This window comes from Caulobacter sp. Root343 (genome assembly GCF_001425745.1).
Taxonomy (GTDB): Bacteria; Pseudomonadota; Alphaproteobacteria; order Caulobacterales; family Caulobacteraceae; genus Caulobacter.
Genome location: NZ_LMDF01000007.1, coordinates 589,571 through 611,619, shown reverse-complemented (window position 1 = coordinate 611,619; position 22,049 = coordinate 589,571). Strand labels below are relative to the sequence as shown.

The following is a 22,049-nucleotide window of genomic DNA, read 5'->3' as shown; positions in this document are numbered from 1 at the left end:
GCGGCGGATCAGAACGTCTTGCTGATCTGCAGCGACCACTGGCGGCCGAGCACGTTGTGAGCGCTGCCGTCGTAGGCGCCGCCGGCCGTCAGGACCACCGGCGGATCCCTGTTCGCCAGGTTCTGGATGTTGAGCGAGGCGCGCACGCCCTTCAGCCAAGCGGGGCCGCGATCCCGCGGGACCATGTAGGCCAGGCCCAGGTCGAAGGTTGTCCAGGCGCCGACCTTGGGATCGCCGATCACCACGGTGTTGACCGTCAGTGGCGCGGTGTTGGCGTAGTCGCCGACATAGTTGAGGAACAGGTTGGCGCTCCAGCCGCCCCGGTTCCAGCCCAGGTTCGCCCGGCCGCGCAGGCTGATCGGATAGTAGAGCTGGTCCAGGCGGTCGATCTCGGCCACCGACGGCGAGGCCTTGACCTTGTTGTGCAGGATCTTGGTGATCGACCCGCCAAGGTTCCATCGCCCCCAACCAGTGTCGAAGAGATAGCTGGCCTGTAGGTCGAAGCCGTCCTGGAAGGTCGAGGCCAGGTTGGTCTTGCGGGCGTCGAGGATCACGTTGATCTGGCAATAGCCGCCGCTGATGGGCACCACGTAGTCGGCGATCCGGCCGGCCAGGTAGTCGCGCAGCTTCGGATCGTAGGTGGCCGGATTGCTGGCCACGCAGCCGGCTGGATTGCTGATCGGCGTGATGTACTTGGCGAACGCGGCCCGATTGGCGGAACTCGCCAGATAGAGGTCGCGGTTCGGGTTCGAGATCTGGTTCTGGTAGTCGATCCGATAGTAGGTCCCCGAGATCCGCAGGCCGCGCAGCGCCGGCGGGGTGATGTCGACGCCGACCGACAGGGTGTCGGCCGTTTCCGGCCGCAGGTCGGGATTGTTGCCCAGGGCGACCAGGGCGCTGGTGTAGCCGGGAAACAGGGCTCCGATCGCGGGATCGCCGGAATTATTGACCGTGGGCAGGCCGACCAGCTCGGCCGAATAGACCACGGGACTCTTGTCCGTCAGGGTCGGGGCGCGGAACGAGGTGCCGGCCGAGGCCCGCACGGCCAGGGTGTCGCTGACGTTCCAGGTCAGGCCGACCTTCGGATTGGTGGTGTCGCCGAAGTCGGAATAGTCGTCGTAGCGGCCCGCCAGGTCGATCGCCAGGCTCTGGACCAGGGGGATCGCGTTGTCCGGCCCGACGATCGGCACATAGATCTCCGCGAAGAACGACTTGACCCGCCGGGTCTCGTCGGAGCGGTTGTCGATCCCGAAGACATTGGCCGCGCCGCGACTGGCCCCGTTGGTCAGACTTTCGTGCTGGTCGGAATATTCCGCGCCCACGGCCGCGCGCACCGTCCCACCGGGCAGGTGGAACAGCGGCCCGTTGAACTTCACCACCGCGTCGCTCATCACGTTGCGGCTGTACTGGACGTTCGAGCCGGTGAAGCTGGCCAGCTGGGCCGAGGTCAAGGGCGCGGTGCTGAACGGGTTCAGCGTCCCCGCGTTCACCTGAGCCGCGAAGGCGTCGAGATTGACGTTCTTGCCGAGGTTGCAGATGCCGCAGGTGCGGTCGAGGCCGCCCGTATAATAGGCCTCGCCCTTCCAGCCGCCCGGCAGCGTGGCCGACAGGCCGACGGTCTGGGTGTAGGCGGTGTTGGGGTTGTAGGTCTCGGTCGGCCCGACATAGCGGTTGAAGTTGATGTCGAAGGTCTCGCCGCCGCCCGGGCAGTTGGCCGTGGCCGAGCCGGGCGTCCCCGTAACGCCCGTGACATAGAACGGCGTCCCCGCGCAGACGGTGATGCTGCTGCCGGTGTTGGGGTCGTACTGGAAGGTCGAGGTCTTGCGATGGGTGTAGAAGCCTTCGTAATAGGCCGTCAGCCAGCTGCTCAGTTCCTGGTTCAGGAACAGCGAGAACTGCTGTCGCTTCACGTCCGGCAGGTAGTCGTTGTAGTCGGCCGTGTCGACCAGGGTGGTCCCGGTCAGCCGCGCGGCCGTCACGCCCGTTCCGGCCCCGATCGGCAGGCCATAGTAGGTATAGGTCGTTCCGCCGGCGCCGTTCTGGCTGACCACCAGATTGCCAACCCCGCCTGACGAAATCGCGCCGTTCAGCACGCGGTTGTCCTGGCCGCCGAAGCGCCGCAGGTCCTGCATCAGGAACGGGCTTTCCGAACGCTTGCCGCGCGTGCGGCGCATGGCGTCGCCCGTCAGGATGACGTTGCCGCGACCCAGCCGATTGTCCCAATGCGAGCCGACCGTGAACGCCGCGCCGATCTCCTCGGAGAAGCGGTTCGTATTGGCGCGGACGGAAACCTCCGCCCCGTCGTAGGTCTTGCGCAGCACGTAGTTGATCACGCCGCTGACGGCGTCCGCGCCATAGATGGCCGACGCGCCGTCGGCGATCACGTCCACGCGCTCCAGGGCGGCGATCGGCACCTGGATCGCTTCGGTGAAGGCGTCGGAGGCGCCGCTGGGCGCCACCCGGCGGCCGTCGACCAGGGTCAGGGTCGCGCCATAGCCGATCCCGCGGATGTTGACGGCCGTGCCCTGGGTGGGGTTGCCGCCGTAGCCGGTCGTGCCGCCTTCGCGGAAGTTCAGGCCCGAGCCGCCCGAATTGGGCGTGCTCTGTATCTGCGGCATGGTGCGCAGCACCTGCTGGATGTCGGTGAGGCCGGTGGCGCGGATGTCCTCCGCGGTGAGGGTCACCGTCTCGCTGCCGACCGCCTTGACGCCGGCGATGTTGGTCCCCGTGGCGACCACGACGACTTCCTCGACCACGGCCGCCCGGTCGGCCTTGGGGTCGCTCTTCGTTGCGGTGCCGGTCCTGGCTTGATCCGACGCCGTGACGCGCTCCTGGCTCCATGCCGGCGAAGCGCAGACCAGGGCGATCGACGACGCCCCGACCAGCAGATTGAACACGGTCCGACGGGTTCTCCCGATGGGCATTTCATACTCCCCCTTTTGTCTTTTTTTCTTTTGAATCAAAGGTGATCGAGGAAGCCTGTTCAGACAGGTCCGCTCATCGCCAATGCTCTGCTTCGGTGAGGCCACCGGCGAACGACAACGTTGTCGTTGACCTCGAAGTCACGCTGTCCGATGCGCCTTCGGAGCGCTAAACGATTTTTTGGAAGAGTTGATAGGCGCAGCCGAAGAATGACGGCGTCGAGGCCTTCAAAGAAGCCGCCAAGAAAGCCAGCCCAATGAAGAGAAGCGCCTATGGATCGCGATGCACCGCGGACAAAGCTGATGCTTCGAAGAAACGAACGTGCGAGCGCGACGGTCGCGCGCTGCAAGGTGATAGCGAAATGCCCCCAGCGGGCGATTGAGACGGGCTCGCTGCGCCACTCCAGAAACACGGCATTCACTAGGACGGTTGGCCGGAAAGAACCGATGGCGGACCATCGTCAGAAAGCCGGCTCCACGCCCATCGCGTCCCAATGAGTAGGCGCTTCGCCCCCTAACTGGGGCTTGCCATTGCGCGCCCAAAGAGCGGCAATGACCGCCTGCTCCGGACCGCGGAGTCTGGGAAAGGGCGGATCTCGCCGTGCGATCGATCAAGGGCCGTCATAGTCGCGGCGCTGTTGTTGCAGGCCACGGCGGTTTCGGCGGCTGAACAGATGCGCCGCCTGGCGCACTACACGCACCAGAGATGGACAGAGGAAGGCCAAGCCCCCGCCCCTGTACTGACCATGGCGCAGGACCGCGGTGGCTATTTTGAAATCCGTCCTGTCATGGCGCTCACCCGGCTAGGCCGGCCGCGCCGGCAATCCACGGATGAATAAGACGCCTCCCGCCGCCGCCCCAGATGGACATAGGGCGCGCCAGCCATGGTCTATCGTTCAGCTTGTAGTCTCGAACGATCGCGAAGATGTAGCGCCACACTGCGCCAGTTGCGGGCTCTGGGATCATTCCAGGACGTGGACCTTCAGATCGGCGCCTCATCGAAGGTCATCGTCGCCGGCGGACCAAGACGGCCGTCTTGGAGCGGGGCCTCGATCGTGCATACGATACCGTCTGCTTGATAGTCGATACTGACCACGCCGCGCAGCTCGGCGGCCAGACTGCGCGTGAGCAGACGCGCGCCAAACCCCATCGAGGTCGGTGGCGAGACCTTAGGCCCGCCGGTCTCAACCCAGGTCAGGCGCAGCTTGGTTCCCAGGTCAACGCGCCAGCGCAGAGCTACGCGTCCCCCCGGCATCGAAAGCGCGCCGTACTTCAGCGCGTTGGTGACGAGTTCGTGGAGCGCCATCGACAATGTGAGCGCGGCGTTAGGCCCCAGCGAGACGGGCGGGCCCTCGATGGTTACGGCCTCGGCCTCCGGAATATTGGGCGCCAGGACCTCCCGAGCGATGTCGATCAGTTGGGTGCCCTCCCACTGCTTTCGCGTCAGGATGTCATGCGCCTTGCCAAGGGCGACCAGCCGCGCCGTGAACGCTTCGCGCGCATTCGGCAGCGGGTCGACGCCGCGAAAGGTCTGGGCGGCGAGCGCCTGAACCGCCGCCAGGTTGTTCTTCACGCGATGGTTCAGCTCGTTGACCATCAATTTCAAGCGCTCATGGGCCATTCGCTGATCATCGATATCGATGCTCGCGCCAATCCAGCCGGAAACGCTTCCCTTCGGCGTCCGAACCGGCTCGGCGCGGGACAGGAACCACCGAAACTGGCCGTCGCCACGACGTATTCGAAGCTCGGAGGCGAACCCCTCCCCTCGCTCGAAGGCCGCTGCCCAGAGCGTGGCGACACGCGGCACATCGTCGGGGTGCAGGAAGGAGAGCACGGCCGGATCGTCTTGGCTCGGCTCCGCGCCGGTGAACGCAAACCAGCGCTCATTGAGAAACTCGACGTCGCCTTGGTCCGAAGACATCCACACCATCGCCGGCACGACATTGGCCAGGGTGCGCAGCCGCGTTTCGCTCGCCTTGAGGATCGCCTCGGCTTTTTTGCGCTTGCTGACATCGCGATAGAATATCGCGAGCCCTTCCGGCGTCGGCTGCGTGCGAATTTCCAACCACATGACCCCGCGCGCGTCACGCCACTGTTCTTCGAAGAACAGCGCCTCCTGGCGACGCATCGACGATCGGTATCTACGCCGCAGCGCTTCGGCCGCCGGGCCGGGCCAAATGTCTCCGTGCGCTCTGCCCAGCATCGATTCCGCAGAGCGCCCTTCCATGCGCAGCGCCGCCTGATTGACCTGAAGCACGCGCAGGTCCCAATCCAACAGCACGAACGCGTCGAGCATGTTGTCCAACACGCTCTGGTTTCGATCGCGTTCGGCCTTGAGCGCCCGCCGCTCGCTCAGGCGATCAGAGATGTCGCGGATGACGCCGATGAACGCGGGCTTGCCGCCCTCGTCGATTTTCGAGAACGAAAGTTCAACAGGAAAGGTGCGGCCGTGGCGATGAACCGCCACGCCTTCGACGCGACGCCCCACGATCGCCGTCAACCCGGTCTCCGGATACCTAGGCACGTCCTCGCCGCTGGCCCCCTGGTCCGGTTCGGGAACAATGAGATCGTCGATCTGGCGGTCCAGGGCTTCGTCGCGGCTCCAGCCGAAGATCGCTTCGGCTTGTTGGTTCCAATTGCGCACTCGGCCATCGGCGCTTACGACGACCATGGCGTCGAGTGCGGCCTCCAGAACCAGACCGACGGGCGAGACTTGGCTTTTGTTGTCGCTCATGCCCTCTTCCATCGTCCCGCGCGGTGGCCGCGGGCGTCGAATACCGCGCCGGTTTCCTCAACGACTCATAAAACATCGCTCTTTATGAAGCGACACCGCCTCCAGCGCTGATGGCGACAGCGCGAGCGCCGCCAAGCCCCTACAAACGCCGTTCCTCGGCCATGCCGATGGCCATTGGGAACAATACGACGCGGACAAAAGACGCTTGTCTTCGCCGCGGTGTCGGCGCGGGCGTGAAATCGCTCTTGCCATGACCCGCGCCCTGCCGCCCTTTGTCCGCGAGAGGGACGCCCAGCCAAGAGCCTGACGATTCTGCACCATCATCATCATGACTGGACGTTCGTGGCCCTGGCCTTGGCCGTGGCGGTCTTCGGATCTTGGACCGCGCTTGATCTGGCCAGCCGGGTTCAGGCCCACATCGGCCGGGCGCGACTGGTCTGGACCAGCACGGCGGCCACCGCCATGGGCCTGTCGATCTGGTCGATGCACTTCATCGCCATGTTGGGCTTCGACCCAGGCTCGCCGGTGGCCTATGCGCCGGGCCTAACGGTCCTGTCGCTCGCCCTGGCGATCGGCTCCACCTGGGGCGCTTTCCTGGCCGCGACCCGGCCAGGGGCGAAGCTGGCCGGCGTACTGGTCGCGGGCGCGGTCATGGGCCTTGGCATTTGCGCCATGCACTATGTGGGCATGGCCGCGCTACGAACGGCCGTGGCGCTCGACTACCGCCCCGGCCTCGTGGCCCTGTCGCTGGCGATCGCCATCGTCGCCTCCACGGTCGGCCTGCTTGTCGCGCGGCGTCCGCGGGCCGCCGCCTCTCGCCTGCTGGCGGCCGGCCTGCTGGGAATGGCGATCGCGGGCATGCACTACACGGCCATGGCCGCCCTTGACCTGACGCCGATCGCCGGCGCCTCCGTCGTGACGCCGTTGGGCGTTCCGCCTTTCCTGCTCGGCGTCGGCGTCGCGGCGGGCACGCTGCTGATCCTGTTTCTGGCGATCATGGCCTCGCTCTACGACCAGCGCGGCAACATCCTGCAGGCCCTGGACGCGGGCGGCGTCGGCTATTGGGAATATGATCTTCGCGGCCAGACGCTTCAGGCTTCGAGCCAGGTCAAGGCGCTGTTCGGATTGCGCGGCGACGATGAGTTCACGCTGCAGAACTGGCTCGGAAGCCTGTCGCCGGAGGATCGCGCCCGCCGCGACCGGGCCGTCGAAAGCGCTCAGCGCGGCGGCGCCGACTACGACGCCGAGTACCGTCTGACGGGCCAGGATCGTTGGGTCAATGTCCGCGGCAAGGTGATCCGCGACCCGCAGGGGCGCGCGACGCGGATGATCGGCGTGGTGCTAGACGTCACCGACCGCCATCAGGCTTTCGCGGCCGTCACGGCCAGCGAACAACGTCATCGCCTCCTGACCAACGAACTCAATCATCGGGTCAAGAACACCCTGGCCACCATCCAGTCGATCGCCCGGCACACCGCCCGCGGCGCGGCCTCGGTCGCTGAGTTTCGACAAGCGTTCGAGGACCGGTTGCTGGCCCTGTCGGCGGCTCATAATCTTCTGACCCAGTCCAGCTGGGAGGCCGCTGACGTCGGTGATCTCCTGGCCCAGGAACTCGCGCCCTACCCAGCCGAACAGGTTAGCGTCGCGGGCCCCTCGCTCAGCCTTCCCGCACGTCAAGCCCTGGCCCTGGGCATGGTCTTCCACGAGCTGACGACGAACGCGGCCAAGTACGGCGCCTTGGCCACCGCCACCGGGCGCTTGAACGTGCGATGGGCAAGCCTCGATATCGGCGGCGACGCGCCGTTGCTGACCCTGGAGTGGCGGGAAACCGGCGGCCCGAAGGTCTCGCCGCCCGCGAGAGCCGGGTTTGGATCGCGTCTCGTCAAGAGCAGCGTCGAACAGGACCTGAGGGGCAAACTGGCGCTCGAGTTCAACCCCGCGGGCCTGGTGTGCCGGATTGAAGCGCCGCTGCAGTCGATCCCCGAACGCGAAACCACGTTTGGCTTATAGCGGACGCAGCGCTGCCGATCCCGGGCCTTCCTCGCCGTCGAACGTCTACTCGGGCGAACCCTGGCCGGCTTTGGCCGATAGATGGTTCGTGGGACTCGGGATTCTGCCCTCCTCGCTCTGACGACCAGATGCAAGGCAAGACGGGCCACGCGGGGAGGTAGCCGATCCGGATGACCGCTGGCGATGCGGCCGGACAGCGCCGGAGCGGACTCAAGGACCACTCCAGCAACTCGCCTTTCGCCTCCGAGGCGGGGCTGATCATGTGCGGCTAGAACTCCGGAGGGATCGAACCGCGCCGAACCATTCTAACCTAGTGCAGGCTCGGGCATTTCATAGATGAACTTTCCCTCCATCAGCGACGCGAGCGGATATCCAGATGTGGACAAACCGCCACGAAGACGCGGCCTAGCCTTCCTTCGCCACGCGCCTGCCTGGCCGCCGTCGACGGATTGTCGACCGCCTGGCCGGCACCACGTTCCCGTCATCGGCGCCACCTAGACGCGCTTGAGGCTGCGACCTCTACGTCCAGGCGTTCGAGGTCATATGAAGGGCGATGAATGCCTTCATCCGCGCGCAAGGCCTCTTCGTCGGCGATCGATTTCGACGCGATCCCGCGCGATCCCGTCCATGCCCGACGCCGTCAGCCGTCCCGACCGGCTGCCCCAACGATGAGGGTTAAGCGCGGATGGCCGGGCGACCGATCTAGCGCTTTTCGGCCGCCGAGGAAGGCGCGCGTCCCGATACCTCAGCTCTGAATCCAAAACTCAGTTGATTTTAGCAGCAAAATTCATATTCACTTATGAAGAAAGTTGTTGACGAGGCTGCGCTCAACGCGCCAGCTCGATCACATATAAAAAACAGGGGGGAATGGAACATGCGTTTGCACGAGTCGATGCTGTTAGCGTCTGTCAGCGTGGCGAGTCTGGTGGCGGCCTCGCCCGCCTTGGCGCGACAGAGCGCGCCGCACACCGAGGCGACCGAGACCGTGAGCGAGGTCGTCGTCACCGGCTTCAAACAGAGTTACGCCAACGAGGTTCGCACCAAGCGCACAGCCATAGAGATCACCGACGGCATCTCGTCGGATGACATGGGCCGCATCCCGGACCTCAACATTGGCGAAGCGCTGCAGCGCGTGCCTGGCATCCAGATCAATCGCGAGGCCGAAGGCCGCGACGCGACCATCAACCTGCGCGGCCTGCCCGGTGAGTTCGCCCGCACCACCCTGAACGGCGTGGCCTTCGCCGAGCCGATCCTGCAGTCTTCGACCCCGCTGGGCGCTTTCCTGTCGGACGTGTTCAGCGCCGTGCGCATCGAGAAGTCGCCCATGGCCCACGGCCAGTCCGGCGGTGTCAGCGGCAATATCGACTTGCAGATCCAAGGCGCCTTGTCGCGCCGCGAAGGTGGCCGCCTGAAGGCCTCATACGACTACAATGTGCTCGGCAAGCGCGGGGAACCCAGCTTCACGCTTGGCTACAACAAGCACATCACCGACAACTTCGCGGTCTTTGGGATCGCGGCGTTCAAGCACGAAAACTTCCGTCGCGACTCCGTGCTGTTCAACAGCTACGGCACGCTGACGACGACGCTGACGCCGGACCTGATCACCCGCTACGCCGACTACTACGCGCCGGCCGGCAGTTGCGCGACCACCTACGCCAACGTGTCGGGCTGCGTAGCTGTGGCCGGCGGCACGGGCAAGCTGGCCCAGACCGGCGTCCAGTACGTCGCCCAAAGCCGACAATACTCGCGCGTCAACATCGGCGACCAGTTTTCGGGCGCCGGCGGCGCCGAGTGGAAGGTGAGCGACGAGCTCAAGGTTGGCGTCACAGGCCTCTTCACACGCCGCACCCAGAGCAACACCAGCCAGAACTTCAGCACGGTCAGCTATTCGGGGACCGGGGCGAGGATCACCCCGACCGGCGACCTGCACCGCGGGCCTAATGGCTCGTACTACATCCAGGGTTTCGACTTCTCCGGCGTCAATCTGGTCGAGGACTCGCGCCTTTTCCCGCAGACCCAGAAGGCCTGGGGCATCAATCCCACGCTGGAATACAAAAACGATCGCTGGCGGCTATCGACGATCGCCACGATTTCCAGCGCCAAGAACGCCTCGGAAGAACAGTACGTCACCTTCAACCGCGTCCAGGTCGCCACTGGCAATGGCGTCAACGGCAGTTTCTCAAGCGGCGGCGGCGACTTCTCGAAGTACCGCATGTCGTTCACCAGCAGCACACCGATGTTCAACGTCGACGGCAATCCGACGTGGATCCAAGGGTCGGCCGCAACCAGCAGCGCCGAGTTCACCAACTGGTATAATTCGCCGGTCGGGACGCCCAACCGGCTTCGCTTCCAGATCACCGGCATCCAGGCCTACGCCACCAGCAAGATCAAGGCGATCCAGCAGGACATTGAGCGCCAGACCCAGTTTGGTCCGCTCTCGTCGATCCAGTTCGGCGGCCGCTTCGAGCGGAACGAGTACGCCTCGCGCGGTTCGAAGATCAACGCGGTCGGCATCCAGTCGCAGAACCTCAAGGACAGCTATCGCCAGACCAGCCCCACCGTCGACGACTTCTTCGGCGGCTCGCTGCCCGGCATGAACACCAACTGGCGGATCACCGACGTCAAGGCGCTGTTCTCGGCGCTGCAGCCGGTCACGCCGTACGAGGGCGCGCCGCTGGCGTTCAACGGGTTCAACCAGACCCTGAACGACGACGTGAACATCGGCCGCTACAATTTCACCAGCCAGACCGACGTCGCGTCCGGCTATGTCGAAAGCAAATACGCCAGTCACCTGTTCTCGATCCCGGTGCGCGGCTCGGTCGGTCTGCGCTACGAGCACACCGACAAGACGACGAATACGCTAAATCGCATCAAGACCTCGACGACCACGCTGGGCAGCCTCTCGGACTATGCCTACCGCCAGTACAAGGACAGCTACGGCCAGTGGCTGCCATCGGCGATCGCGGTGTTCGACGTGACGGATGATTTCATCGTCCGCACCGCCGCCTACCGCACCTATGTGCGCCCGCATCCGCGGCAGTTCTCGCCGGTCACCCTGGTGGGCACGCCCAACGACTCCAACGTCATCACCGCCACCCTCGGCAATGCCGACCTGCGGCCCTACACCGCCACGTCGCTAGACCTGTCGATGGAGTGGTACAATCGCCCCGGCGGCCTAGTGGCCCTGACGGTCTTCCAAAAGCGCCTGCACAACTTCGTCCAGCAGGTCAGCGGCGCCAAGGCGCTGTGTCCGGCGGACGGCGGCACCCTGGGCCTGGGCCCGCTCAGCCTGCAGGGCGACCTCTGCTATACAAGCGCTGGCGCCGACGCGAGCGGTGACCTGCAGACGGTGAACCTGACCGGCTACATCAACTCCTCCACGCCCTACACCCTGCGCGGCGCCGAGTTCAACGTGCAGCAGAACCTGGACTTCCTGCCCGGCTTCTGGAGCCACTTAGGCGGCGCATTCAACTACGCCTACACCACGGTGGAAGGCGTCGGCCCGACGGGCGCCAAGGTCTCGCTGCCGGGCATCTCCAAGCATAACTTCAACGTCATCGGCTATTATGAGACCGACCGCTTCGGTGTGCGCCTCACCTACAACTACCGCACCGATTACGACGTGCCGGACGCGGCCATCTTCGGGTTCGGCGGCGCGGCGCGGCGGGTCATGGCGCGCGGCCAGCTGGACGGCTCGGCCTCGTTCAACATCCGCGAGGGCGCTAGCATCTCGATCAGCGCTTTCAACATCACCAATGCGGTGCGGCAGGAATACCAGGGCGTCGAGGACATGGCCCGGCGCCAGGACTACGACGGCCGCACCTATCGCGTCGCCCTGAACATGAAGTTCTGACCGCCGAGAAGACGTTCGCCGGGCAGCCGCCCGGCGGACGGGAGGGCGGATCATCGCGATCCCGCGAACAGCGGGCGGGCGTTCAAGCGATACCTTGCATTGATGGGCTGTGCGCCAGGGAGGCAAACTCATGAGCATTCGTTGTCGACTGGCGGGCGTCGCCTTTTGCCTAGTCCCCGCGCTCGGAGCAGGGGCGCTTGCGCTGGCGCAATCCACGCAAGACGAGGTCAAAGCCTCCAAGGACTTTCCGACCACGACGAGCCTGACCGCCGGAGTGGAGCCGGTCTTCGCATCGCGGCGTGAACTCTATCGGCGTGGATGGATCGACCTCAACAAGAACGGCGGAAAAGATATCTACGAAGACCCGACGCAGCCGACCGAGCGCCGGATCGATGATTTGCTGTCGCAAATGACGATGGACGAGAAAACGGCGCAAATGGTGACGCTGTACGGGTTCGGGCGTGTGTTGCGTGACGAACTGCCTACCGTCGAGTGGAAGCAGAAGATCTGGAAAGACGGCGTCGGCAATATCGATGAGATGCACAATGGCTGGGGCCGGGGATCGCGGAGCATCTACGCGACCGATATTCAAAAGCACGTCTGGGCGATGAACGAAGTTCAGCGCTTTTTCATCGAGCAAACCCGGCTCGGCATTCCCGCCGACTTTACGAACGAAGCCAATGGCGGACTCGAAGCCGTCCACGCCACGAGTTTCCCGACCCAGATCGGCGTCGGCCATACCTGGGACGCGCCGCTTGTCCGCGATATCGGCAGAGTCGTCGGGCGCGAGGCGCGGGCGCTCGGCTACACCAATGTCTATGCCCCCATTCTCGACGTCGCCCGCGACCAACGCTGGGGGCGCATGGAGGAAGTCTATGGCGAAGACCCGTTCCTCGTGTCGCGCCTGGGCGTCGAGATGGTCAGCGGCCTCCAAGAGAACCTGACCGTCGCGTCCACCGCCAAGCATTTCGCGGTCTATAGCGCCAACAAGGGCGCGCGTGAGGGCGAGGCGCGCACGGATCCGCAATTGTCGCCGCGCGAGGTCGAGAACATCCAGCTGCCATCGTTCGAGGCCGCGATCCGCGAAGCCAAGCTGATGGGGATCATGAGTTCCTATAACGACTATGACGGCATCCCCGTCACCGGTAGCCATTATTGGTTGACCGATCGCCTGCGCACCGAGTTCGGCTTTCGCGGCTATGTCGTCTCGGACAGCCGCGCGGTCGAATATCTTTACAGCAAGCACAAGGTCGCCGCCGGCCCGGTCGAGGCGGCCGCCATGGCGGTCAATGCGGGCCTGAACGTTCGCACCGATTTCACGCCTCCCGAGCAGTACGTGACGCCGCTGCGCGCGGCCGTCGCGCGCGGGCTGGTGGCGCCATCGACGATCGACGACCGGGTGCGCGATATCCTGCGCGTCAAGTTCGCGCTCGGCATCTTCGACCGGCCCTATGTGAAAGACGCCGCCGCGACGGCTCGTCTGGTTGGCGCCCCCGAACATCGCGAACTTGCCCTGCGGGCCTCGCGAGAAAGCCTCGTGCTGCTCAAGAATAAGGATGCGGCGCTGCCGTTGAGCAAGGCGACGGACATCGTCGCCGTCATCGGGCCGAACGCGAACGACGCAAGCTATGCCGCCCGCCGCTACAGCCCGCATGGCGGCAAGGCTGTCACCGTCCTTGAAGGGATACGGGCAAAGCTGGGCGGCAAAGCCGAGGTGCGCTACGCCAAGGGCGTCGATGTGGTCAGCCCGAACTGGCCCCGTACAGAAGCCTTGCCAGAGCCGCTGTCCGCCGCGGAGAGGACCGGCATCGATGAGGCCGTCGCCGCCGCGAAGGGGGCCAAGGTCGCCGTCGTGGTCCTGGGCGACAACGGCCAGACCGTCGGAGAAAGCCGCAGCCGCACCAGCCTCGACCTGCCGGGGCGTCAATTGGAACTGCTGAAGGCCGTGCAGGCGACCGGCACACCGGTGGTGCTCGTGCTCATCAACGGTCGCCCTCTGTCGATCAATTGGGCTGACGAGAATGTGCCGGCGATCCTGGAGGCTTGGTTCCCCGGGGAGCAAGGTGGCACGGCCATCGCGGACGCGTTGTTCGGCGATTATAATCCCGGCGGAAAGCTTACAGTCACCTTCCCACGCACCGTCGGGCAGATTCCGCTTAACTTCCCGACCAAACCCAATGCGCAATGGGAGGGTGAGCTATCGCGGGTGAACGGCGCCCTCTACGCCTTTGGCCATGGGCTAAGCTACACACAGTTCACCTACAGCAATCTTGCCCTTCAGCCGGCGGCTCCGAACGGAGACGCGATGGTGACGGTGGGCTTCGACCTCACGAACACCGGAGGCCACGAAGGCGATGAAGTCGCGCAGCTTTATATCAACGATGTGGTGAGCTCGGTCATCACCTATGAGCAGCAGCTTCGGGGCTTTCAACGCGTGCACCTGAAACCGGGCGAGCGTCGCCGTATCGAATTCACGTTGCGGCCGAAGGATTTGGCGCTCCTGAACGAAAAGCACCAATGGGTGGTCGAGCCGGGCCAGTTCAAGATCATGGTCGGCGCGGGATCGGACGACATAAGGCTGACGGACATTTACAGCGTGGGTCAATGATCGGGAAAGGGGGTGTCCGACCTCCACCCTTCCATGCCGATCCGCAGGTTTGCATTGCCGGCCAGGTCGCGCCGGCGGAACTTGGCCGCGCCGCGCGAACCGGACATTCAGCACGGTGCGGCCTTGCCGCTCCGAATTCAATTCGAACGCCAGTATGCGTTCAATGGCTTGCCGGTGACCTGCCCCGCGTCAGTCACCGAATGCGGACCGTCCCGCAAGCAGCGGTGCGTAGCCAGCGAGCCTCAGGGACACGAATTCGATGAAGAGTCGCACGCGCTTGGTCTTGCGCGTTTCGCCCTGGGTGAGGATCCAAAGCGCGCCGTTTAGACGTGGTTCGATGCCCGGCGCCCTCGCCAGCAAGGGATCGGTGTCGCCAACGAAGCACGGCAGTCTTGTCATCCCGATTCCCTGCCGCGCTGCGGCGACCTGCGCATCGGCGTCCGGAGCCCTGAAAGGCGCTCCAGACCCGCGGACCTCGCCCGCGTTGGCCCAGTCGGGGACGCCGCGATCGTTGATGACGATCGGCCGGATAGGCCCTGTCGCGCCCGCCCGCCACTTGGCCAGCAGATCGCGGGACAGATAGACCCCGCCGGCCAGCTGCGGCCCCATCAGGCCGTGGAGATTGAGCGGCAGAGTCTTGCGGTCGACGACGAAGCGGATCGCTACGTCGGCCTCCCGGTTGGTCAGGTTCGCCACCTCGCCGGTCGACAGGATCTCGATCTCGATGTCCGGATGCAGGCGAGCGAAATCGGCCAGGTCCGGCATGAGAAGATGGGTCGCCAGGAACGGCGGCAGCGTGACCCGCAGAAGTCCGCGAGCGCTCTGGTCCCGCCCGAAGACGCGCGTCTCCAACTGGTGAGACGAGACTTCCATCTGCTCGGCGAACTCGACGACTTCCTCGCCCGCGGCCGTTAGTTGGTAGCCCGAAGGCCGTTTCTCAAAAACCTGCACCCCGAGCCGTTGCTCCAGCTGAGCAATGCGCCGGAGCACGGTCGCGTGGTTCACGCCGAGACGCTCGGCGGCGGCCCTTACCGAGCCGCTGCGCCCGACGGCGAGGAAGTAGCGGACATCGTCCCAGTCGACCTTTTCCATGGTGTGATATTGCACCGTGGCGCCCAACCCGGAAAGGTCTGGTCGCCCGCTCCAAAGAGTTTCATCAACACTGTGGATCGTTTTCGCACCACCGATGTGCGTCGTTCCGCACTGAATGTCTGGCGCCGACAGGCCTATTTCGGGGCTCTTGGATCGTCCTGTGGCGACCAAACGGAGCCTAGAAGGAGAAGGTCATGGGCAAGCTTGACGGTAAAGTAGCGGTCGTTACGGGTGGAACGAGCGGCATGGCGCTGGCCAGCGCCAAACGCTTCGTCGAGGAAGGGGCTTATGTGTTCATCACCGGCCGGCGGCAGGAGGCGCTGGACGATGCGGTGAAGGCGATCGGCCGGAACGTAACGGGCGTACGCGGCGACGCGGCCAATCTCGACGACCTCGACCGCCTGTTCGACACGGTCAAGCGCGAGAAGGGCAAGATCGACGTGCTCTACGCGAGCGCCGGTACGGGCGAAGCTGTCCCGCTTGGCGAGATCACCGAGCAGCACTTCGATACGACCTTCGGCCTGAACACGCGTGGCACGCTCTTCACGGTGCAGAAGGCCTTGCCGCTGTTCAACGACGGCGGGTCGATCTTCATGACCGGGTCGGTGGCCTCGATCAAAGGGTTTCCGGGCTACAGCGTGTATGCGGCCAGCAAGGCGGCCCTTCACGCCTTCGCACGCGGATGGCTCAACGAGCTCAAGGGCCGAAACATCCGGGTGAATGTGCTGCATCCGGGGCCGATCGCCACGCCGATGCAGGATCAGGTCCTGACCGAAGAGGCCAAGAAGATGTTCGAGTCCCTGATCCCGAGAGGAACGATGGGCCAGCCCGAGGAAATCGCGGCCGCCGCCCTGTTCCTGGCTTCGGACGATTCGAGCTTCGTGAACGGGGTGGAGCTGGCGGTCGACGGCGGCTTCTCGGCCATCTGAATTCGCGTCGGATCGCCCCGAGCGGCTGATCCCAACACCACAGGAGAACCATCATGAGCTATGCGATCATAGGCTTCGGCAAGATCGGCCAGGCCCTAGCCCACGCCTTCGCCCGCAGGAATATCGAGGTGGCCGTGGCTAGCCGCCACGCGCCCGAGGTCTTGGCGCCACAGGCAAGGGCTATCGGCCCGACGGTCATCGCCAAGTCCTTGCAGGACGCCCTCGAGGCCGACACGATATTTCTGGCTGTTCGTTCCGAGTCTCATCGGGATGTCGCCAGAGCTCTGCCGAGCTGGGAAGGTAAGACCCTCGTCGACGCGACGAACTCGCAGGCTCCGCTAGAAGAGATGGACGGCCTGCTGTCCTCCGCGTTCGTCGCCAAACTCTACACCGGCGCCAAGGTCGTGAAGGGCTTCAACCACTTGGGCGCCACCGCCCTGGCGGCGGATCCAGTCGTCGCGGGCGGCTATCGCGTCGTCTTCCTCGCAAGCGACGACGAAGATGCGGTCGCGCCCGTGGCGGCCCTGGCCAGACAGCTCGGCTTCGCTCCCGTCAATTTGGGGCGGTTCGACGAGGGCGGCGCGCTGGTTCACGCCCGCGGGTCCGTCTGGGGTCCGCTCATCTTCCAGAACATGTTCAAGAAGGAGCAGTAGCGGACTTGCAGCAATTGAGGGAGGGGTGTCTCAGCGCCCTTCCCGCCCCCACCTCTTGGTCTGTAGCTGGGCGGCGCCCTTTGCCAACGGGGCGGCCATCCGCGCCGTTGCCGAGCGCCATCCGTCCGAAGCAAGCCACCGCGTCAGCGGAGGGTCCTTATCCCCGATCAATTTCGCGGTAGGCGGCGACCAGGCGCTCCTCGCCGGGGCGGCCGGCCAGGGAATTGCCATGCTCCATGCCGATCACGCCCCCATAACGCCGGGACTTCAGCCACCGGACGATCGAGGTGTAGTTGATTTCGCCGGTGGTCGGCTCCTTGCGGCCGGGATTGTCGCCGAACTGCACATAGGCGACCTCGCTCCAGCAGGCCTCCAACGTCGGGATCAGATTCCCGAACTGAATTTGCGCATGGTAGAGGTCGGCGAGGACCTTCACGGCCGGGCTGTTCAAGGCGCGTGCGATCGCGAAACCCTGCGGGATCGTCTGCATGTAGATGTTGGGATGGTCGGTGCGTGTGTTCAGCGGCTCCATCACCATGATCAGGCCCTGTGGAGCCACGATGTCGTTCGCTCGGCGCATCACGTCGATGATGCGCGCCGTTTGGATATCCAGCGGCGTCTTCGGATCCAAGAACCCAGTGACCACCGTCATGCACTTGGCGTTCAGCCGCTTGGCCACGTCGACGGACGCACGGATATCGGCCAGGAACGCGTCCCGCTCCGCGTCATCGGGGCCGCCGAGCACGGGCCGGAACTGAGCCCACTTGGGCATGCTGGCGACGAAGACCCCCATCGTCATGCCGCGCTGCTTGAGCGCCCGCGCCATTCGCTCCTGCTCTTCCACAGGCCGGTCCCGCGCCTGGTTGTCCTCCCAGGCGGTGAACCCCTGATCCGCCGCAAAGGCGATCTGCTCGATCAGTCCGCCCCGGCTGGCGAAGCTGCCCTCGTGCGGTGCGAAGGCGAGCGAAAAGCGCGCCGCGTTCGACCCGCCGCCCTGGGCGGCAGCCAGTCCCGGCGCCAGGGAGGCGGCGGCGCCCACAGCAAGCACGGTCCGACGACGAATGATCATTTCCGGCTCCCTAGCTAGGCGACGATCGCGCCAGAAAAAGCCATCACACGCCACCCACCGGTCAACAATAGGCGCCGAGAGGCTTAGCTCTTCCGCTCGCCGTCCGCAGAGGGCGATGTGCGGAAATGCCTACGCCCGCGCTTTCCGGCGCGATCCCGTCACGCCAGAGGACTGGCGGCAAAATACGTTCAGCCATGCGCCCCCCGCGTTATCCGAGATATATAGGATCGTTGCGCTGGCGGGGCGGGGATTTAGCTTGGATAACACCTCGTGATTTACGCCTCGCCCGTGCTCTTAAAGAGCTGCGGTCCCTATCCACTACAGCATTATCGAATAGAGTGAACCGAGAGGACGACGACATGGCTTTGCTCGACGAGCTCAAAGCTGACCAACTAGCGGCGCGCAAGCTGAACGACCGCTTGAGGGCCAACGTGCTCACCACATTGATCGGCGAAGCCACGCAGATCACGACCGAAGAATTCAAGCGGGGCGTGACGGAAGTCACTGACGAAAAGGTCGTCGCAACCGTCGCGAAGTTCTTGAAGAACACGAAGCTGACGCTGGAAAACCTCGCGACCGAGCGTGCGCGCCTGATCGAAGCCGGCGACGATGCGTCGAAGGTGGACGAGCGGACCAAGGCGGCTGAAGCCGAACTGGCGATCCTGTCCTCGTATGGCCCAAAGCAGATGACGGAATCGGAACTGCGCGAGGCCATCAGCGATTTCCGGGCCAAGAACCCCGGCGCCAACGTCGGGACGATCATGGCCCACCTGAAGGCTAGCTTCGGCGGCCAGTATGACGGCAAGGCGGCCAGCACGTTGGCCAAGGCTTGAATTGGGGGCAACTACGCGGTCTCGCGGCGGGGGTGGAAGCGACGTTCTGTTCATTCGCGGATAGTTGCTGAAAGGCCCGTCGCGATCATGATCCGCATCCAGCGACGCCGATGCGCGAAGTCAGACGAGGCAAGGCTCCGCCCCTTGCAGTACAACGATAATATCCGCCCTACTCTTTGAAGTGCGTTTGACGCCTTAGACCAGGGCGCGATTGGTCCTGCGCCTTGGGGGAAGGTATGCATTCGCATCGACGCCAACGTCGCCTCTGGGCTTGCGCCGGTGCGCTACTGGTCGCGGCGCAGGCCGCTAGCAGCGCCCACGCCTCGCCCGGCCTTGTCGATCTCCGCGCCGGCGCTCTGCAGGACGTTCTGGCCGAACTGGCCCGTGAGAACCGCGCGGACATCCTCTATTCGGCGGATCTGGTCAAAGGTCGACGAACGCCAGCCGTCAAGGGACGGCTCACCACCGAACAGGCGGTCGCCCTGCTGCTGAAAGGCTCCGGAGTCGGCTATCGGATCACGTCCGACGGCGTCTTCGTGCTGTTCGAACGGCCGGGGCGCGAGATCGCCGACCCGGGTGACGGCGCGATTTCGGAAGTGCTGGTCGTGGGCCGGCGCACCCAGAACGCCGACATCCGGCGCACCGAGAACGACATCCAGCCCTACCAGGTCGTGGGCCCTCGGGACCTGGCGGTGGCGGCGCAGGACAACGTCGACCAATACCTGCGCGAGCGCCTGCCGGCCAATGGCCAGGTGATCTCGCCCAGCCAGAACGTGAACTTCACGGGCGCGCCCAATTCGGCGATCGACCTGCGCGGCGTCGGCTTGCAGCGGACCCTCGTTCTGGTCGACGGCCGCCGCCTGCCCAGCCTGCCGTCCCGCGTGACCGGGTTGGAACAGAGCGATGTCAACGCCATCCCGCTGGGCGCGATCGAGCGGATCGAGACCCTGACGGCCACGGCCGGCGGCATTCATGGCCCCACCGCCATCGGCGGGGTCGTCAACGTGGTGTTGAAGCGTGATTATCGAGGCGCCGACCTGACCGTGGTCTCGGGCCTATCCAGTCGCGGCGACGCGGGCCGCGGACGAATTGAAGCGCGCCTGGGCTTCACCCCCGACGATGGACGGACGGACGTGATGCTGGCCGCGTCCTATTCGGCCGCGCAAAAGCTGACCGTCGGCCAGCGCGACTATGCCCGCCGGTCGCTCGACTGGCAGGCCCGGAACAGTCCGGCCGCCTTCCTGTTGCAGCAGAGACCCGTCAACGCGATCACCGTCCGCAGCAGCCTGGGCGAGCCCCTGCGGCTGGACGCGGCCTACGGCGGAACCGTCCTGGGCGGCAGCTATAGTTTCCTGCCGCTCGACTTCCGGGGGACCGAGCAGGAGAAGGCTGCGGTTCTGGTCGCCAACGCAGGGCGCCTGCCCACCGAGCCGGCCGTCGGGCTGGCGGGCGACGACACCTCGCTGATTGCCCAGCCCAGAACCTATTCCGTCCTGTTCAGCGCCCGGCGCCGGATCGGCGACCGGGTCGAGGCGTTCATCGACGGCTTCGATTTCCACGACGAAGGACGCGCGGTGACGCCTCGCGCACCAGGCTTCCGCGCCGTGACCCACGCCAACGCGACCGGCAATCTGTTCGCCAACTCGGTCTATTTCTATTTCCCGTTGCCGGACCTCTTTGACCGGAAGGCGGTCACCGTCGATGTGCGACGCCTTACCGGCGGTCTGATCGCGCCCCTGCCAGGGCGCTGGCAAGCGTCCGCCGACTATACGGTCGGGCGATCGCTGCTGGAGATCCGGCGAGACGGAGGGATCCTGATCTCCACCATTGGCGTCCCTCTATGGGATGGCTTGGCCGGAGCGCGCGGCCAGGCCCCGGTCGTACCGCTCGGCGACTATGCCGGCCTTCAGTCGGCGATGATGGCCTATGCCCTGCCCAACACCAGCCACAGCCGGCAAACCACGCAGTTCAGCAGCGGCGTCGTGCGCGCGGCCGGCCCGGTGATCGCCCTGCCGGGCGGTCCGCTCACGGCGACCGTGTTGGCCGAGGTCCGGCGGGAGCGGATGCCCGAGACCGACATTCTGGGCCTTGCCGAAGGCGGCGCGACCAGGACCCGCACGCCCGACCGGGTGCAGCGCGTCAGCTCCGGCTATGTCGAGCTCCGCGCGCCGCTGTTGTCCCCAGAGTCCCGGCTGGCGCCGCTGCGCGGTCTGGAGCTGCAGCTGGCCCTGCGTCGCGACGCGGTCGAGACGACGTTCCCGGACACGCTGCTGACCGGCGTCGCCACCTATGTTCGCACCAGCGTCCGCCATCAGGCCGATGTGTTCACCTTCGGCGCCCGCGCCTTTCCGACCGGCTGGCTGATGCTGCGGGCCAGCGCGGCGACGGGCCAGTCGCCGCCGGACATGACGCATCTCCAGGAGGTCACCATCCAGACCACCAGCCCGCTGAATCCCGAAACGGACCCCAAGCGCGGCGGGCGGAAGATCACCGCCGACGGCCCCTATCGATGGGGCCGGAGCGGATGGCATGAGATCGGCCAGGAGAAGGGCCTGACCCAGTCGTTCGGCCTGGTGCTGAACCCTTCGGGCCGGAGCGGGCCGCGCCTGTCCGTCGACGCTTCCCGTGTCGAGATCCGCGACGAAATCGGGACGTCCGGCCTCAATCCCCAGCAGGTGATCGACGCCGAAGCCAGCTATCCCGGCCGCGTCGTCCGCGAGCCCCTGTCCGCCGCCGACGCGGCCCTGGGCTACACCGCCGGCCGGATCATCGTGCTCTACAGCGGACTGGCCAACCTCGGGCGAACGGTCGCCGAGACGGTCGAGGCGCAACTGGACTGGACGCTTCCCACCGTCATGGGCGGCGAGACACGGGTCTACGGCGCGGGGACCTGGCAGCCGACCTTGCGGACGCGGCGCCGGCCGGGCCTGCCATGGCTGGACCGCGTCGGCTTTCTCGACGGCCCCCTGCGATGGCGCGGCAATGCGGGCGTCCAGTGGGAGCGCGGGCCGCTGCTCGTGGAACTGAACCTGCAGTACCAGGGGCGCTCGAGCCCGCGCTACTCGCCGTTCAGCAACGTCGTGGTCCAGAACGCGGCCTTCAACCAGGCGCGGACCTACATCCCGTCGCGGGCCTATCTGGATTTGGCGGCCCGCCGGCGGTTCGACCTCGCGGCGGGCCATGCCCTGCGGTCCCTGGACATGCGCATCGCCGTCCAGAACCTGCTGGACACCACCCCGCCCATCGTCGCCGACGCCAACAACATGGGCTACGACTATCGCGGCGATCCCCGGCGGCGGCGTTTCGAGCTCAGCCTCTCCGGCCATTTCTAGGCGCGACGAGCCCGG

11 protein-coding genes are annotated in these 22,049 nt (G+C 65.6%); 7 read left to right on the top strand and 4 right to left on the bottom strand.

The features are described from left to right. Positions 1-8: 8 nt before the first annotated feature. Positions 9-2,924, bottom strand: coding sequence for a TonB-dependent receptor domain-containing protein (locus ASC70_RS15435; protein WP_082539735.1), 2,916 nt, complete (start codon positions 2,922-2,924; stop codon positions 9-11). A gap of 979 nt (positions 2,925-3,903) precedes the next feature. Continuing rightward, the gene (locus ASC70_RS15430) at positions 3,904-5,655 is read right to left on the bottom strand and encodes a PAS domain S-box protein (RefSeq protein WP_056051528.1); all 1,752 of its coding nucleotides are present in this window, start codon (positions 5,653-5,655) and stop codon (positions 3,904-3,906) included. Positions 5,656-5,997: 342 nt separating this feature from the next. Here ASC70_RS15430 and ASC70_RS15425 point away from each other — a divergent pair, with 342 nt between their 5' ends. The 3 genes from ASC70_RS15425 to ASC70_RS15415 all read left to right on the top strand — a co-directional run bounded on the left by ASC70_RS15425 (position 5,998) and on the right by ASC70_RS15415 (position 14,126). After that, complete coding sequence (locus ASC70_RS15425; protein WP_056051526.1) at positions 5,998-7,665, top strand: MHYT domain-containing protein; 1,668 nt, start codon at positions 5,998-6,000, stop codon at positions 7,663-7,665. Between the two features lie 874 nt (positions 7,666-8,539). Then, entirely contained in the window at positions 8,540-11,518 is a 2,979-nt protein-coding gene (locus ASC70_RS15420) for a TonB-dependent receptor (protein ID WP_082539733.1), read from the top strand. Between the two features lie 130 nt (positions 11,519-11,648). Next, positions 11,649-14,126 (top strand): glycoside hydrolase family 3 N-terminal domain-containing protein, encoded by a 2,478-nt coding sequence (locus ASC70_RS15415; protein ID WP_082539732.1) that lies wholly within the window; start codon positions 11,649-11,651, stop codon positions 14,124-14,126. Positions 14,127-14,315: 189 nt separating this feature from the next. Here ASC70_RS15415 and ASC70_RS15410 read toward each other — a convergent pair whose 3' ends face one another. Beyond that, positions 14,316-15,233: a LysR family transcriptional regulator gene (locus ASC70_RS15410; RefSeq protein ID WP_235519413.1), complete on the bottom strand. Its 918-nt coding sequence runs from the start codon at positions 15,231-15,233 to the stop codon at positions 14,316-14,318. A gap of 179 nt (positions 15,234-15,412) precedes the next feature. Here ASC70_RS15410 and ASC70_RS15405 point away from each other — a divergent pair, with 179 nt between their 5' ends. Continuing rightward, a complete protein-coding gene (locus tag ASC70_RS15405) occupies positions 15,413-16,147 on the top strand; it encodes an SDR family NAD(P)-dependent oxidoreductase (protein ID WP_056051522.1) in 735 nt (244 codons plus the stop codon). 53 nt (positions 16,148-16,200) lie between these two features. Beyond that, entirely contained in the window at positions 16,201-16,800 is a 600-nt protein-coding gene (locus ASC70_RS15400; protein ID WP_056051519.1) for an NADPH-dependent F420 reductase, read from the top strand. Positions 16,801-16,957: 157 nt separating this feature from the next. On the opposite strand, the gene ASC70_RS15395 is transcribed toward ASC70_RS15400, so the two are convergent. Next, positions 16,958-17,869: a hydroxypyruvate isomerase family protein gene (locus tag ASC70_RS15395; protein WP_056051517.1), complete on the bottom strand. Its 912-nt coding sequence runs from the start codon at positions 17,867-17,869 to the stop codon at positions 16,958-16,960. Positions 17,870-18,228: 359 nt separating this feature from the next. On the opposite strand from ASC70_RS15395, the gene ASC70_RS15390 reads away from it, so the two are divergent. Then, positions 18,229-18,702 (top strand): GatB/YqeY domain-containing protein, encoded by a 474-nt coding sequence (locus tag ASC70_RS15390; protein ID WP_056051515.1) that lies wholly within the window; start codon positions 18,229-18,231, stop codon positions 18,700-18,702. A gap of 236 nt (positions 18,703-18,938) precedes the next feature. Further along, entirely contained in the window at positions 18,939-22,034 is a 3,096-nt protein-coding gene (locus tag ASC70_RS15385) for a TonB-dependent receptor (protein WP_056051513.1), read from the top strand. Positions 22,035-22,049 lie beyond the last annotated feature (15 nt).